14 protein-coding genes are annotated in these 15722 nt (G+C 40.0%); 2 read left to right on the forward strand and 12 right to left on the reverse strand.

What is annotated here, in order from left to right:
- Positions 1-70 precede the first annotated feature (70 nt).
- Positions 71-1261, forward strand: coding sequence for an enoyl-ACP reductase FabV (gene fabV, locus IEW05_RS09830; protein ID WP_188538184.1), 1191 nt, complete (start codon positions 71-73; stop codon positions 1259-1261).
- Positions 1262-1374: 113 nt separating this feature from the next.
- Here the strand turns inward: fabV and catA are convergent, their stop codons facing one another.
- From catA to IEW05_RS09840, 3 genes are all read right to left on the reverse strand, one after another.
- Entirely contained in the window at positions 1375-2040 is a 666-nt protein-coding gene (gene catA, locus IEW05_RS09835; protein WP_188538185.1) for a type A chloramphenicol O-acetyltransferase, read from the reverse strand.
- Positions 2041-2353: 313 nt separating this feature from the next.
- A complete protein-coding gene (locus IEW05_RS25760) occupies positions 2354-2458 on the reverse strand; it encodes a DUF6254 family protein (protein ID WP_229753324.1) in 105 nt (34 codons plus the stop codon).
- A 107-nt stretch (positions 2459-2565) separates the two neighbouring features.
- Entirely contained in the window at positions 2566-3438 is an 873-nt protein-coding gene (locus tag IEW05_RS09840; protein ID WP_188538186.1) for an AraC family transcriptional regulator, read from the reverse strand.
- Positions 3439-3596: 158 nt separating this feature from the next.
- Between IEW05_RS09840 and mraY the strand changes: the two genes are divergently transcribed.
- On the forward strand, positions 3597-4547 hold the full coding sequence (gene mraY / locus IEW05_RS09845) for a phospho-N-acetylmuramoyl-pentapeptide-transferase (RefSeq protein ID WP_188538187.1): 951 nt from the start codon (positions 3597-3599) through the stop codon (positions 4545-4547).
- Positions 4548-4762: 215 nt separating this feature from the next.
- Here the strand turns inward: mraY and IEW05_RS09850 are convergent, their stop codons facing one another.
- The 9 genes from IEW05_RS09850 to IEW05_RS09890 all read right to left on the reverse strand — a co-directional run bounded on the left by IEW05_RS09850 (position 4763) and on the right by IEW05_RS09890 (position 15648).
- A complete protein-coding gene (locus IEW05_RS09850; RefSeq protein WP_188538188.1) occupies positions 4763-5239 on the reverse strand; it encodes a GNAT family N-acetyltransferase in 477 nt (158 codons plus the stop codon).
- Positions 5240-5540: 301 nt separating this feature from the next.
- Positions 5541-7262, reverse strand: a complete 1722-nt coding sequence (locus IEW05_RS09855) for an alpha-keto acid decarboxylase family protein (RefSeq protein WP_188538189.1) — start codon at positions 7260-7262, stop codon at positions 5541-5543.
- 86 nt (positions 7263-7348) lie between these two features.
- Positions 7349-8725 carry an FAD-dependent oxidoreductase gene (locus tag IEW05_RS09860; protein WP_188538190.1) on the reverse strand — a complete coding sequence of 459 codons (1377 nt, stop codon included), beginning with the start codon at positions 8723-8725 and terminating at the stop codon, positions 7349-7351.
- A 142-nt stretch (positions 8726-8867) separates the two neighbouring features.
- Positions 8868-9344, reverse strand: coding sequence for a DinB family protein (locus tag IEW05_RS09865; RefSeq protein ID WP_188538191.1), 477 nt, complete (start codon positions 9342-9344; stop codon positions 8868-8870).
- 133 nt (positions 9345-9477) lie between these two features.
- Positions 9478-10656 carry an NAD(P)/FAD-dependent oxidoreductase gene (locus IEW05_RS09870; RefSeq protein WP_188538192.1) on the reverse strand — a complete coding sequence of 393 codons (1179 nt, stop codon included), beginning with the start codon at positions 10654-10656 and terminating at the stop codon, positions 9478-9480.
- A 39-nt stretch (positions 10657-10695) separates the two neighbouring features.
- On the reverse strand, positions 10696-11142 hold the full coding sequence (locus IEW05_RS09875) for a helical membrane plugin domain-containing protein (protein ID WP_188538193.1): 447 nt from the start codon (positions 11140-11142) through the stop codon (positions 10696-10698).
- Between the two features lie 324 nt (positions 11143-11466).
- The gene (locus IEW05_RS09880) at positions 11467-12285 is read right to left on the reverse strand and encodes a DUF2935 domain-containing protein (protein ID WP_188538194.1); all 819 of its coding nucleotides are present in this window, start codon (positions 12283-12285) and stop codon (positions 11467-11469) included.
- A gap of 79 nt (positions 12286-12364) precedes the next feature.
- On the reverse strand, positions 12365-14968 hold the full coding sequence (locus tag IEW05_RS09885; protein WP_188538195.1) for an FtsX-like permease family protein: 2604 nt from the start codon (positions 14966-14968) through the stop codon (positions 12365-12367).
- Positions 14965-15648: an ABC transporter ATP-binding protein gene (locus IEW05_RS09890; protein WP_188538196.1), complete on the reverse strand. Its 684-nt coding sequence runs from the start codon at positions 15646-15648 to the stop codon at positions 14965-14967. The genes IEW05_RS09885 and IEW05_RS09890 overlap by 4 nt, the downstream gene beginning before the upstream one ends.
- Positions 15649-15722 lie beyond the last annotated feature (74 nt).

A 15722-nucleotide genomic window follows, 5' to 3' on the forward strand; every position in this document is an offset into this window, starting at 1 on the left:
GTAATTTGGGTTTGTTATAATTCACTAGAGGTTGTTAAAAGTTTAAATACATATTAAAGGGGAAATCCATATGATAATTCAGCCAAAAACACGCGGCTTTATTTGTACTACTGCCCATCCCGATGGATGCGCTAAGCAAGTAGAAAGTCAAATTCAATATGTACAAGCTCAGAAAAAAATCGATGGACCAGCTAATGTCCTTGTTATCGGGGCTTCTACTGGTTACGGACTAGCATCACGTATTGCAGCCGCTTTTGGTGCAGGCGCAAATACAATTGGTGTTTTCTTTGACAAGGCGGCAGAGGGTCAACGTACTGCATCTGCTGGATGGTACAATTCAGCTGCTTTTGAACAAGAAGCTAAGAAGAAAGGTCTAAAATCCCACAGCATTGTTGGCGATGCTTTCTCTGATAGCATCAAAGAAAAAACGATTGAATTAATCAAAGCTGAGTATGGCACGATCGATCTAGTTGTCTATAGTGTCGCTTCTCCGCGTCGGACTCACCCAGTTACTGGAGAAACTTTCTCTTCTGTCATCAAACCAGTTGCGGAAGCCTATTCGAACAAAACATTGAATTTCCACAGTGGCGAAGTTTCAATGACTACAATCGAACCAGCTACAGAAGAAGAAGTTCGCCAAACGATCGCTGTTATGGGTGGCGAGGATTGGAAAATGTGGATGGATCAACTACTGGAAGCTGGTGTGCTTGCTGATGGTGCCACTACGGTTGCTTATTCTTATATCGGTCCAGAAATCACTCACCCTATTTACCGTGAAGGTACGATCGGTAAAGCGAAGAATGATCTTGAGCAAACAGCGAATAAACTGAACGACCTGCTGGCTCCAAAGAACGGACGAGCTTTTGTCTCGGTGAATAAAGCCTTAGTTACACAATCCAGCTCTGCGATTCCTGTAGTACCGTTATATATCTCTGCACTCTACAAAGTAATGAAAGAAAAAGGATTACATGAGAACTGTATCCAACAGATGTATCGTCTATTCTCCGAACATCTATATGGAGATAACCCGGCAACAGCTGAAGGTAGCAGCCTAATCCGTGTTGACGACTGGGAAATGCGTGAAGACGTTCAGACTGAAGTCATGAGACGTTGGAATGAACTTGAAACTGATAATGTACTTGAACTCGCTGATCTTGAAGGCTACCGTAAGGACTTCTTCCAACTCTTCGGCTTCCAGACGGAAAATGTAGATTTTGATGCGGATGTAGATCCTAACGTAGATATTCCAAACCTTGTTTAATCTCAATAACAATACTTTGGAACTTTAAGTAAATAGAAATAGCGGCAGACTTGGACAAGAAAGTAGAGTCCTAGGCTGCCGCTATTTTATTAACCTATCGTGTTCCGTTAGCGCTATGTGGTATAGTTTTGCAACCATTCCGTACAAGCATCTGCACGTAATTGTAGCTCATTATACAGCATCCCGGCATGGTAACCGTCGCAAACGGCATGGTGGAATTGTGCTGATAATGGCAACAGTATTTTTTCCTCATGCTGAAAATATTTCCCCATTGTAAAGATTGGTAGCAAATAGGTTCCCTCATTATAGATGTTCAGATTAAAGTCAGTGAAGCTCACCCAAGGAATGCTAGAAATGGGGACAGTGTTAGGTGGTTCGTTTATTTTAGGGGCAAATTGTTTAACACTTCTGTACTTTTTCATATCCTCAAGATAACGACAGTAGAAGTCATTAAAATCTTCATCGTACAAAGTCCATATGCTTGAAAATGTCTTATCATCATCATGGAAAATTGTATAACTAGGAGACAAACTATCCCAATAACCTAATGTTCCATCAGCATTAAAACATGTGCGAAATTCATCGTGGCGGTTTACCACCGTAGTTATCATGTGAATTAGAGCTGGATATAGTTTTATCCTCTGACTCTTAAGTTCTTTCAGTAGCCGGGAAATGTCAATATTTACTGTCATGCTAAAGGTGCATCTGATATTGTTTAAATAATGCTCAAAATAGGGTTTTCTACTCCAGTTATCAATGACAATCGGGTTGAATTTCATATATTATAACCTCCTAAAAATGATTACTTTTTCGTTTTAGGAGGTTATATCCACTGCCTTAACCATATCCTCATCACAATCCCAATAAATTATTTATCTACTGCCATTACATTGACTATGTTACGTTGAGTATACCATCTGCATTGTCAAAACAAAAAATATTGATTCCTGCTCACGCTTCCGTTCTTTGAACGCCTCACACCATAAAAGAACAATATCAACCTTTCCGGTAACTGAAATTTATTACAAAAAAGAAGGACTCTCGGTAAATTTCACCGAAACTCCTTCTCTTCCAAGCAGTATACTCCTCATCTTATTCGCTGGACAATTCCTTGAGCGATTTGATTTTATCATGGGGATGCTGTTGTTGCTTTCGAGACTTCCAGGCAGCTTCTTTCCTTCTCTTCTGGTGAGCCATAACAGATATCCTCCTTTGAAATTGATTTGTATACCACTTCCTTATATTGCTATTCGTCCGCTCTTTTCATTCATGAAAAAGTGTTCCGTTAGTTGAATGACCACCACTTATTTTTTTATTACAGGTATCCAAATCTCACTTCTGAAAGTTGGAGAGGATACCTCTTTACTCTCATTCCATAATATTTCCGGCCCTTTTGCCAACTCGTAACTCGCAGATGGAAACCACTCGGAATAAATACGTCCCCATACGTTCTGCAATGTATCCGGGAATGGGCCGATCGCTTCAAATACAGCCCAAGTTGCTTCAGAAACCTCGAGTTTCGTAAAATGCTCTGGACACTCCTTACTTGTAGCCACGCCGACATATTGATCAAGCGCTCCTTTCTCCTCCATACGCTCCTCGGAAAAATTCACCGATGCTGAAATCAATCCCCGTGGTTCATTATCCGAGAGAGCTTTTAGTTGAATGATGTCTTCTGAAGTTAAGCTTCTCCACATGGACTCGATTTCCGAGTTCACACCATTAAATTGAATGGGCACCCTCTTCATGATACCCACGATTCGGAATGGCCCCTTCTCTACAATACGATAATTCATTGCGTTTCCTCCCTGAATAGTTAGTTGAAAGGTCATTCGAGGATAGGCCTTTAATGAAGGTCCATTGGACTTTGCCGATGAGGGCGACATGCCATGCAGAGCCTGAAAAGCTCTTGAAAAAGCGTCTGCTGAGTTGTATCCATACTTCATTGCCACATCAATTATTCTTACATCGTTGGTTTGAAGCTCAAATGCAGCAAGTGTCAGGCGTCTCCTACGAATGTATTCCGATAGCGTAACCCCAGCAAGAAATGAAAACATCCTTGAAAAGTGATATTCGGAACAACAAGCCCGTCTGGCGGCTTCTTTCAAATCTATATCTTCTGTTAAATTTTCTTCGATGTAGAGCATAGCCTGGTTCAGATTCGTAAGCCAATCCAATTGAATAACCTCCCTTCAGGTACAGAATAGCAAAGTTCAATCATATGCATCCGACATTTCATGTACGATTCTGTAGGGTCGCAAAAGGAATATTTGTCCACCATATAGAATTATAATAACAAAAGGCGAAAATCCGTAATGAAAGCGGTGCTTTTAGCATGTTTGGGATCTTTGGCGTGTCTGGTCTTTCTTTCTTAATTGTAGCATTCTTTACACCACTACTCATTAGAGGGCTGCGCGCGCTAAAGCTAACGCAGCCAATTCGATCTGAGTTACCCCCTGACCATCAAGCCAAACATGGAACACCACTGATGGCTGGTCTGATCTTGCTTATCGGTGTGATAACGTCATTACAGTTTCATCCCGCCCCATTGATGATCTTTTTATGTGTTACGTTTCTCTTATTCAGTTCGGTCGGATTTATGGATGATTTCAAAAAGGCAGCATGGCAAGATCCATCCGGTATCTCCGGAAAGACGAAACTTGTGTTTCAATTCGCTTTTACTGGTGTGCTGCTATTCACATTGTTCCGTTCGTTCTCGCTGACGAGTGACATCACATTGTTCCACGGGGTTCAACTACACCTGCCCGTTTACGTGTACATCATAATAATGCTCCTGTTTGTAGTTGGTTCAGCGAACGCTATCAATTTTACGGATGGTCTAGACGGACTATTGATCAATGTTGCGATCCCAACTTATTTTTTCTTCTTTCTGATCTCAGACAAACCTGAAGTACAAACATTTTCGCTTGTCATGGTTGGCTGTCTGCTCGGCTTATTTCTCTACAATATTTATCCCGCTAGAGCGTTTATGGGTGATACTGGATCACTCGCAATTGGAGGTTCGCTTTCCTTTTTAGCGGTTATTGAAAAGGTTGAAATTTTAATCCCACTCCTGTTTTCAGTCTATCTCGCAGAACAATTTTCAGTCATTTTACAAGTCTGGTACTATAAACGTACAAAACTGCGCTTATTCAAAATGGCTCCGATCCATTATCATTTCAGCCTAAAATATGGCTGGAGCGAGAATAAGATCGTCATGGTGTTTGGTTTCATCTCATGGGTATCTGTTCTTATTTGTTGGCTTATTTGGAAGTTTGTCCTGTAGGCCAGTCACCTCTCTTGTGAAGAAACATAGATATGGCCCATTTGAGTTTGTATGGAAAAAGTTAGTCTTTGGCCGGAAGTTGCCTGTACAATCCTATCAATCAAAGTGATTGAATCCACCTTACGGTAACAAAAGATAATAATAAGAAAAGAAGACTGTCGGTCAATTTCGCCGATAGTCTTCACTTTATCAGGGGAATCTTTTTTTAATCCAATCTATTTTTCATATATGGGGTCATGATTAATATCGCTAAATTTTCCGGTTTTTTCATATCCACATAAACTCCAAAATTCACCCGCTTCATCTGAAGTAAGATAGATATGTTCTACCCCTTTGGCATAAAGCTCCTTTTCAGCATGAGCTACTATTTTTGCCCCTAGACCTTCACCTCTAAACCTGCGATTAATGTAAATTTCTCTAATAAATCCCCATCCTTCTCGTTCACACCAATCACTATTAGGATTATCGATTTGATAGCAGATAAACCCGACTAATTCCTCGTGAACTATAATCAAATCTACTGGGGTAATCTCGGAAACTGAATTATCTGCTATTTCTAGACATATTGCGTCTAATTTAATATCTGAAATTTCAATATTAAAATCATTTCTAAAGTAATCGCCAAACATTCCTTTAAAATCACACATATCATTATTACAAAACGGACGAATGTAAACATTTTCTAATATCATAACTTACCTCCAAAAAAATATTAGGAGGGTTAATTATGCGTAAACCCTCCATACACGCCTAAATATAAATTAAAATTTGCCATATAACATCATCCTTTCTATAAGAACAAAGTGCATACCATAATTATACAGCGTTTAATGAGAAATGCTATTATGATAATCACCCCAGCCGCTATCTACGGTTGGGGTGATTGTTTTATTGCCTGAAGCACATTTTCTTAGGTTCCAGGGTTTCTCGATAAAGCATTTATGTATTCAAAATATGAAAAAGCTGCGCTCAGCGCAGCTTTTGTTTTTGGTACTAATTTTGGCTACGCAGCTTCTCTTGCTTCTCCAAATAGTTGCGCATCCTGCGCATATTCTCGGGTGCGTCCATAGGATCCGCGGCGATCATTTCAATGAAACAGAGTCTTCCGCCGATGCGTTCCTTTTCAGCTTGAGTTATTGCCTGTTCAAGCTCTCCAGAGGTCCGGACAGTCACGGTAAACGCATCGCCTCCAAAAGCTTCAGCAAGCTTGGGGTATGACCAACGGGGAATATTATTATACTGCTGATCCTCTGTTTTGACATTCAAATATTTCTCGATCGTATAACCATCATTATTCAAAACGAAGATAATAGGCTTACATCCATAATAGAGCATGGAACTGATCTCTTGAGCTGTCAGCTGCAAGGAGCCGTCCCCCGTAAACAACAACACCCGACGGTCCGGCGCAGCAATACAGGCACCGAATGCCGAGGGTGTGGCATAACCGATAGACTCCCAGCCTCCCTGAGCGATATACGTCACATTGTGCGGTAGTCTCACCCGCGCCAGCCCGTTGTACAATGTACCGGTCTCGGCGATTATAATATCGCCCTCCATCAGCATCTGCTGAAAACGAGGATAATAAACGGCCCCGGTTAGCGAATCATCGGCACTACCGGTTATTTGGTCGTACGGGAATATCGTTTTTCTCGCCAAACTGTTACCTTTGTACCCAACTTTCTGTAACGCAAGCAACATGTCAGGTGCAAGGACATTTGGATATTCCGCTTCTGCAACCTTGACCATGTCCGGTTGAATATCGATTGTCACTAGTGGGTTCAGCTTCGCGGTGAAGTTTGCGGTATTGTTGTCCGCTCGTACCATACCAACCGCAATGACACAGTCCGCATTTTCTATCACGTTTTGGACTTCAGAACTTCCGAAAGAGCCTTCGTACATCCCGATATAATTCGGATGCGTTTCATCGAAAGCCCCCTTCCCAAATATCATTGATGCAACAGGCACGTTCATAGTGTCGGCCAAATTTCGAACTGCTGTCTCAAGGTTAAAACGCATCGTTTTGACATCAACCAGAATGACCGGGTGATGGGCTCGCTCTAGTAACTGACGGGCATGATCCATCGCTGCTTGAAGGGTTTTCAGATTGGACATTGGACGCGGTAGTTCCGGCTCTCTCCGGGTCATGATCGGCTTAGTCACTAGATCATTGGCCACAACTAGATACACCGGCTTCTTCTTTTCCTTTGCCATGTGAATGGCAGCTGGAATTTCAATCTCTGCGTTTTCCGGTGTAAGCACCGCGCTATAAGCTGTAATCAGCTCATACATTTTGTGGAAGACATTAAAATTTCCATCCATCATCGTGTGGTGCATTAGCTTGTGTGCCTTTTGATCCTTATCTGGGGGAGCACCTACAATGTGAATCAATGGCACATGCTCGCTGTTTGCTCCCGCTATCGGGTTACAGGCGCTGAGCTCCCCAACTCCGAAAGTCGTAATAAGCGCGGACATTTTTTTTATTCTGGCGTAGCCATCGGCTGCATAACCTGAGTTCAATTCGTTCCGTCCACTAACAAACCTGATACCGTTATACTGTTCTAGCGTATCTAACAATGTAAAATTATAGTCCCCGGCGACACCAAAAATTTCGTTAATGCCCTCCAGTTTCAAGCAATCGAACAAATACTGGCCAAGTGTTTTTTGAACCATTCCTGTTTGTGGGCTAGAACTTCCTCCCGCCGTCATGCTTCTCATTGCTTGCTCACTCCGCATCCATATTTACAGTTTTTTCTGTATAATGGTACCCGTTCATTGGATAGGTTATTCGGTAAGGGTTGAGCTTACTGGATCGCTCCAAAAAGATCATTTAGAGCTTCGCTGAAAGTAGGATGTGTGAAGATTTGATTTTTCAAAAATGTATAAGGTAGCCCAGCGTCCATAGCTATTTTTACGATATTGATCATCTCATACGATTCGGGACAAAATAGTGTTACACCTAATATTTGATCCGTTTTTCCGTCAATAACGGCTTTAAGCATTCCTTTGGGTTCTTGGATAACCTGTGCCTTTGGGATCGCGGCGACTGAGAGTTTAGCAACTTTCACATCAAATCCTTGTTCTTTTGCTTCTTTTTCACTTAAGCCAACTCGTGAGAATGCTGGATCGATAAATACGCTGTATGGAATATTGCGTTTGTCGGTGCTACGTTCACCATTACCCAGTAGTTGTTCCCTCACAATACGGTAATCGTCTAATGATACATAAGTGAATTGTAATCCACCAACTACATCCCCCATTGCCCATATGTTTGGAATATTGGTACGCAATAATTCATCCACTTTAACTGCGCCCTTTGGTGTGGTTACGATTCTTGCAGCAGCTAAGTTTAATTCCTCAGTATTCGGTTTTCTTCCCGTAGCTAACAGAATTGCATCCGCTGGATATTGCATATTCTCTCCACTTTGGGCATCTTTGTAGTGAAGGATAGCTTCTGTTCCATTATCGCTTAATGAGGTAGTTATAACTCCTAACTTGAACACAATTCCTTGTTCCATCATGACCTGTTTAACTTCGGCTGCAAGTTCATCATCCTCACGGGGAAGGAAATTCGCGGTATCTTGAAAGACGGTTACTTTGGAGCCAAAATTCGCGTAAATCGAGGCAAACTCCAGTCCAATATATCCTCCACCAATAATGGATAGCCTTGCTGGGAGCTTGGTTACATCTAACAAGGAATCGCTTAAGTACACCCGTTTGTTATCATGAATACCTTCAATATCAGGGATAATCGCCTTTGACCCAGTATTAATAAATATTTGTGTACCAAATAAATGAATCGTTTCTTGTTCCATTTCTACCTTAACTTCGTAACTAGATACAAACGAAGCCTTACCCGTATATATCACAACGTTGGGGTGGTCGTTTAATTTGTCGAAATTTTTAGTCCTAAGGTTAGCAGTTAATTTGTTTTTATCGGCAATTGCCTCTTTATAGAATTGTGACTTTTGTTCAAAGGTTTTAAACTGCTTATATTGGGATATCTTTGAGCTGTTCACAAGAGACTTAGTTGGTAAGCACCCTACATTGATACAGGTTCCACCATACATATATTTGGATTGCTCAATTAATGCAACCTTATTACCGTGGTTGGCTAAATCAGCCGCTAGTGTTTTACCTGCCTTTCCAAAACCAATAATAATAGCATCATAATTTTTCATTGGTGCACCCTACCCCTCAGTTGAATTCTCATGTTTGTTTTACTTTTACTACATTATTCTTTACTTATGTATTACCCATCTCAGGAATATTAATAACAAAAAGGTGGGTATCATCTGATTCAGATGATATCCACCTTCCATATTAATGTGATAACACTTTTTTGTAATATTTTATGGTATTCAAGTGCTGAGCCTCATGATATATACCAAAGATGAGGAACTGTTCCGGCGTTTCTAAGGTCATTCCGGATGATGTTGTATAAGGTGGATCAATCTTTTCCTGTAGACGTTGAGCGAGGGCTACTCGAATCCGTTCAGGTTGTTCCTGCAGCAAGATCTTTAACTCCTGAAAACTTGGAACAGGTACGGTATCTGGAGTCGTTAATGGTGAACTGCCTATTGCGAATTGTTCCTTAAATCCGTCTGGCAATTGCTCCGGAAGGTTCAAGAAATGAAAAGCGAATCGTTCCAGGATAATATAGATGTGCCCCAGATTCCAATGAATATTATTTCGGAATCCTTCGGGGATCTGGTCTGCCATTTCTTCAGAAACATCGTCCAACAATTTCAATATTTGTGCTCGAACAAAGGCGATCTGCTTGAATAAGAATGCTTCCATTATCCTCACTCCTATCGAATGATTAACATGTATTAATTTAAGGTATATTATAAAGCTACAAAAAAATAACCCACCAATGAGCACTTTGTTTAAAAGTGTTCATTGGTGAGTCATCGATAATGGTCTAAATAGTTTAATAAGCTAAGCTAAACAAAGCATGAATGTGGGACAAATAACGGATGTTACTTGCTTCCTTCATTAAGGATGCTGGTAAACCTTTTAATGGTGTAGAGTTAGCACCAACGATGGCAACCCCGTCTTTCCGTCCTAAGCTAGCAAGTGTACCCGAATTGATCGGACTAAAAGTTTCCATCGATTTATCATTCAAGTAAGCATATAGATTGTAACCGATTAGCTCACCCATTTGCCAAGCAATTTGAGCTGTTGGCGCATATGGACGACCGTCTGGCCCGAAGCAAACAGCGCTATCACCAGCAACGAATACATCTTTATGTGAAGTTGATTGCAAGAATTCATTTACAGTGGCACGTCCACGGTTAACTTCAAGACCTGATTCTCCTACGAGTGGGTTTCCTTGAACACCACCAGTCCAAACAAACGTGTTGGTCACAATCTTTTGTCCGTCTTTCAAATCAACAACATTGCCTTCCACATTGGTAACAGGAAGCCCCGTTAAGAATTTAACTCCACGTTTCTCAAGACTTGCTGTAGCCCGTTCAATCAATGGATCTGGCAAGACTGGAAGAATCTTTGGACCTGCTTCAACGAGCAGGAGTTTAATTTCCTTAGGATCAACACCATACTTTTTAACGAGTTGTGGTAGTACATCAGCAATTTCACCTACGAGCTCAACACCCGTTAGTCCACCACCACCAATGAGAATGGTTGCATCAGCCTCATTCTTCGTCTTGGCATATTCACGAATACGCTCTTCAATATGACCTTGAATTCGATTAGCATCTGCTGCTGATTTTAATACCATGCTATATTGTTCAAGCCCTGGAATTCCAAAGTAAGCAGTGGTACTTCCTAGACCTACAACAAGAGCATCATAGGTAAGATTGGAACCATCAGAAAGAGTAATCTGCTTATTATCAACAGAAAAAGTCTTTACTTTTGAAATCTTCAAATCGATATCTTTACCAGTAAAAAGTTTAGTAAGCGGCATAGAAATAGCACGTTCTGCAACACTACCTGCTGCAAGACGATGTAATTCTGTAATAATTTGATGTGTAGGGTATTGATTTATGACAGTAATTTTGGCTTGATCCTTATTCAAATACTTACGCACGGTTAAAGCACTTAGCAAACCACCATAACCTGCTCCTAAAATAACAATATGTTTAGACACGATGTTTCCTCCGTCCTTACGAATAAATTGTAGTGATAATTATTTAACCTGACTGCTGCGTTCGTTTGCGATTTGAAGATAAGCATTAACGAAACGGAACAGCTTCTGAGCTTGTGGATCCTTCATCATTTTCATCAGACCAAAAACACCAATCGTCTCTTGACTTGCATCGGCACGGTCTTTCGCCTCAATAACGGTTGCTGCCATATTTTTCACTGAGCCTATAACAGGTTCTGAAAGTTCTTTAATTGCACCAACGGTATCGCTCTTCAAAACATCATCCGTAGCTACCGATTGTACAAAGTCATAGGATTTGGTAAGTACATTAATAAGTTGCGTTATTTGGGGCAACTGGTTCACTAGAACAGTTAACGATTCCTGAACTTCTGGCTTTAAGAGCTGGTCTAGAACATTCAAATGTTCGTTAGTAACAGATACTTTTGGTGAATCTTGTTCAGAATCTGTTTGAATAATTACGTCTGACATATCTAACTCTCCTTCGTAGTAACTTTGCTGATTTTTAATTGTGAAAAAAACCTCAATAGGACCATTATACCACTATTGCAGCAACAAACGTCACATATTTTTTAAAAAAATACACCGATTATGTGATATTTATTACTTTAAAATTACAATGATCTTCGATCAGGCTTAGAGTAATGCGGTTTATCATTAAATGGACTACCAACATTTGGTAGGGTGTCCAAAGGGTATGAGTTTTATTTATAATGAAAGGTAACAAAAAATGGCCCTTCCGAGTTGATTAGTGGAAGGGCTGTATATTGCTATAGTAGTAAGATTAATGCTACTTCAGAACAAAATCTCTCGCTTATTTACTTTATGACCTGACAGGGACTGGTCGAACATATCAAGAATAATAAGAAATCTTTCTGCTTCACGAAACACATGATCCGCTAGAAGTGGATGAATTATGCTTTTGATTCTACATTGTTCAATCAAATCACTTGCTGTTTTCTTAAAGTCACGTAATGACTTAACCGATACTTTATTCTCATCAACAAATTGACTTAATAAGGGTACTGTTTGTGATTGCGGGCGCATGGAGCTTAGATCTATCGCTTGAAACACTAATTGATCAAATTCATGACTGAATTCCCGAGCTTGATCAACTAATTTGCGTTCTGAAGGATCAAGCAAATGACCAATAAATTTCGCGTGATCCGCCATGATTTTCAAGAAAAAGAGATTCTCGTCAATTATCGCATCATGTAATGGCTCTAATCTTCCGCGATTCAATTCATCTAATCGGTTTCGAAAATAGTTAGCCTCGCGGCTTACATGATCAACTAATAGGGGGAAATTAGTTCCCCCTGGAAGTTTACACTGCAGTATTAGACCAAGTATTCTCCTCTTAAACGCCCAGATGTGTGTAGCCGCATTTTGCACTTCTGTATTAAACGCCCTGATGGTCTGTGGGTCTGTATCCACTGAGAATACATGCGATCTTCTTTCGATATCCTCGAAAATCGCTTGAAAGTGATTTGCCTCCGCAATAAGTTGTGTATCTTCTGCTCGGAAGCCTAAACGTAGGAATAACGAATGTTCTTTCATGATCCGTGACCAAAACCGTATTTCGTCTAACGAACGAGTAACAAAAGCATCTGACATAAACAGCCCCTCCTATACGGTTCGAAGAAAGTTCAACCTCTTAGAAGATATGGCCTAGTCATTGTCCGATATGTCTCGTTTATATATTCTCCTGCTTTAAGGCATCGATGATATTCTCTTTTTTAACTTTTGAAATGGAGTATAGCATTGCAGAAGTAACCATGAGAAATACGGCAACAATTACATATGCAATACTATCCCATGGAAGTGAGAATCCGTAATCGAAACTGTTCGTGAGTGATCTATAAATCAGATACATGACAACAATACTGATTGGAAGACCATACAGCAATGACTTGATACCATAGAAGATACTCTCATAGTTAATCATCTTATTAAAGCCTTTGGGTGTCATCCCAATGGATTTTAACATTGCAAATTCACGTTTACGCAAGGTTATGCTCGTTGAGATCGTATTAAAGATATTTGCAATCGAAATCGCCGTAATTAATGCGATAAAACCATAAGTGAATACCGACATTAACATGATCATTTGTTCTTCTTGTTGTCTATTTTGATACACATTAATAACAGCAAAATTAGAAACCTTCATTTCTTCAATAGCCTGTTGTGTAGCCAATGGATTCTTACTTTTCAGGTACAAGGAATGATTAACATTCAAATCTTTCTTATCAGCGATCAATTGATCCATTACTGACTCGGAAACGATGATATTTAATCCCCCTACAATTGCTGGACGAATGCCCATTGGAAGCTGATCAGTCAATGCAGCAACTTCTACCTTATTTAAGTGTTTAGATTCCTCGGATTCTATATCATAATAAGTTAACTCAAGACTCTGACCAATTTCCGTCGTAATCGCCTTGGTTTCAACATACTTCTTGGCTATATCATCTTTGTAAGTGGTCTTATCAATTAAAATAGCGGATAGATGTTCTGGGTCTTGAAGTTTATCATAATTGACACCAATTGCTTGTGCATAAGCTTGAAGATTTTCGTCAGAAAGTGTATTTACACTGACAAAGTAAGGGTATTTACCTTCTACTAGCAGGCTTTTATCTTTCTTCACGGATTCACGTAATGGAGGTGCAATCGAACCCTCATCGATTAACGTATCTACACCTAGTTGTTTAATGGGGGTGGATTCCGTAACATCTTTTAATGAACTAATCGTCTTAAACTGATCATTTATTGACTGTTCCCCCCAATATATAACCTGGATATCATAATTCACACCATCCTGAGATAGTTCCAGTGATTTATGCAAATTAGACGTAAAAAAGGATACTGTAAGGAACAGAACAATGCTTATAATGAGTGAAAATACCGTTGCCTGGTACCTACGTTTATTTCTTTTTAAGTTTTTGAGCCCTATTTCGGCTTCGATTCCGAAGACTTTACGAATCAACTTGGATGTCTTCACAGATTTATCTGTCAGCTTAACATCCGTTGTCTGCCGAATTGCATCAATTGCAGAGATCTTGGAAGCTTTCCTAGCTGGTAGATACGTTGAAATGAATATCGTCAGCAGCGATATACCGCAAGCAGTCAATATGGATGAGGGTGTGACGATCACCGTCAAACTCTCTGTCATTCCCAATGCACCTTGGATGATTGAATTAATTAACCAAAAGGTTATTCCAATCCCAACTAGACCACTAATTACCCCAATTGGAATACTAATTAACCCAATGATAGCCCCCTCAAAGAACACTGAATTCCTCTTTTGCCTTTTGGTAGCACCTACACTTGAGAGCATACCTAAATGTCTAGCACGTTCTGATACGGAAATAGCGAACGCATTGTATATTAACGATACAGATCCTATTATAATAACCGTCATGATGATCACGGACAATGATAATATCATACCTCTTATTCCATCATCATTGGTTACACCATAATAGCGTAATAGCTCATTGTTAAATTTAACTGAGCTCTTGTCTATATGAATTGCCTTTGCGACATCTTCTGCATGAGTGAATAAAGAACCTTTAACTTTGTTTAATACAACCAAAGCATTAACTGTATCATCCGAACCTAGTATATTTTCATCCACATAACTAAGGACAGTATAACCAGGTGACCATGTCGGTTCCCATGTAGGACGTTCTATAAATCCAACAACAGTGTAAGTAGCCGATTTCTTCTTCCTCAAGTTTTCAGTTATTTTACCATCATCAGTTTGCAACTGATTGATTTGCGTTAACTCTACCTCATTACCCTCACCATCGTTCCCTAAGCGTTCACCAATATCAAGGGTTAAAGTATCACCAATCTTGTAATTTACTTTGGCATTGTTTGCAACTTCCTCAGAAATCACAACCTCATCAGCGGCTTGAGGAAGTCTTCCCTTATTCAGTTTAACCGGAAACTGTTTAAAGCCATGGGCATTATATTCTTTGATATACAAATAAGGTTTGTTTTCATTTTGGCCTTCTTTTAGAGGTGAGTATCCCAGGTCACGTGATATGATTAAAGCTTTTGTATCGTCATCATTCTTAATTGTCCCAAGTTGATTCTTATTAACATTCTTGTAAAGGACATGCCATTCACCTTCCGTTGCAATGGTTTGCCTTTGCATGAGCCCCATAAAGGAAATACCAAGCGTGGCAACAGCCGTAACCATAGCAACGGAAATTATAACCCCTATGATTGTGACTAGCGTTCGTCGTTTATTTTGTTTCAAATGCCTAATCGTTAATTTATTGACGATATTCATGGACGAATCACCTCGTCTTTGGCGATCCTTCCATCTTCAATGGCAATGACTCGATCCGCTTGCAATGCAATCCGTTCATCATGCGTAATCACGATTAGCGTCTGATTAAAGGTTTTATTAAACATCTTTAGCAAGTCGATGATTTCGTTACTATTTTTACTATCCAAATTACCCGTTGGCTCATCAGCCAGCATAATTGAGGGATTACTAATTAGAGCTCTACCGATCGATACTCGCTGCTGCTGTCCGCCGGACAATTGATTGGGCAGATGATTTAAGCGATCTTTTAGATTCAGAGTCTTTACGATATCAGCAAATTGCTTCTTGTCCACTCTATGTTGATCAAGCAACAATGGCAGAGTAATATTCTCTTCAACAGTTAAGACCGGAATCAAGTTAAAGAACTGATAAATCAGCCCGATCTGTCTGCGTCTAAAGATTGCTAGTTGGGATTCATTTAGGCTATAAATGTCCGTGTTATCTACATAAACTTTTCCACTCGTTGGTCGATCCACACCACCTAGCATATGTAGAATCGTTGATTTTCCTGAGCCAGACGGACCGATAATTGCGACGAACTCCCCTTTTTTTACCGAAAAAGAAACATCATCAAGTGCTTTTACCGCTGTCTCGCCTTTACCATATGTTTTAGACAGATGTTCTATCTTTAAAATATCCATTTATAAAAGACCTCCATTTGCGTGATGAGATCAGTATATCTGTCTATCATGACTTTCAAGTGACTGTTAAGTGA

Source organism: Paenibacillus segetis (genome assembly GCF_014639155.1).
Classification (GTDB): Bacteria; Bacillota; Bacilli; order Paenibacillales; family Paenibacillaceae; genus Fontibacillus; species Fontibacillus segetis.

Bases quoted from the DNA above. Each gene is read 5' to 3' on its own strand.
- IEW05_RS09885 (WP_188538195.1), bottom strand. From the start codon at position 14,968: ATGAATATCGTCAATAAATTAACGATTAGGCATTTGAAACAAAATAAA.
- IEW05_RS09890 (WP_188538196.1), bottom strand. From the start codon at position 15,648: ATGGATATTTTAAAGATAGAACATCTGTCTAAAACATATGGTAAAGGC.
- IEW05_RS09860 (WP_188538190.1), bottom strand. From the start codon at position 8,725: ATGAAAAATTATGATGCTATTATTATTGGTTTTGGAAAGGCAGGTAAA.
- IEW05_RS25760 (WP_229753324.1), bottom strand. From the start codon at position 2,458: ATGGCTCACCAGAAGAGAAGGAAAGAAGCTGCCTGGAAGTCTCGAAAG.
- IEW05_RS09875 (WP_188538193.1), bottom strand. From the start codon at position 11,142: ATGTCAGACGTAATTATTCAAACAGATTCTGAACAAGATTCACCAAAA.
- catA (WP_188538185.1), bottom strand. From the start codon at position 2,040: ATGAAATTCAACCCGATTGTCATTGATAACTGGAGTAGAAAACCCTAT.
- IEW05_RS09880 (WP_188538194.1), bottom strand. From the start codon at position 12,285: ATGTCAGATGCTTTTGTTACTCGTTCGTTAGACGAAATACGGTTTTGG.
- IEW05_RS09855 (WP_188538189.1), bottom strand. From the start codon at position 7,262: ATGAGAAGCATGACGGCGGGAGGAAGTTCTAGCCCACAAACAGGAATG.
- IEW05_RS09850 (WP_188538188.1), bottom strand. From the start codon at position 5,239: ATGATATTAGAAAATGTTTACATTCGTCCGTTTTGTAATAATGATATG.
- mraY (WP_188538187.1), top strand. From the start codon at position 3,597: ATGTTTGGGATCTTTGGCGTGTCTGGTCTTTCTTTCTTAATTGTAGCA.
- IEW05_RS09865 (WP_188538191.1), bottom strand. From the start codon at position 9,344: ATGGAAGCATTCTTATTCAAGCAGATCGCCTTTGTTCGAGCACAAATA.
- fabV (WP_188538184.1), top strand. From the start codon at position 71: ATGATAATTCAGCCAAAAACACGCGGCTTTATTTGTACTACTGCCCAT.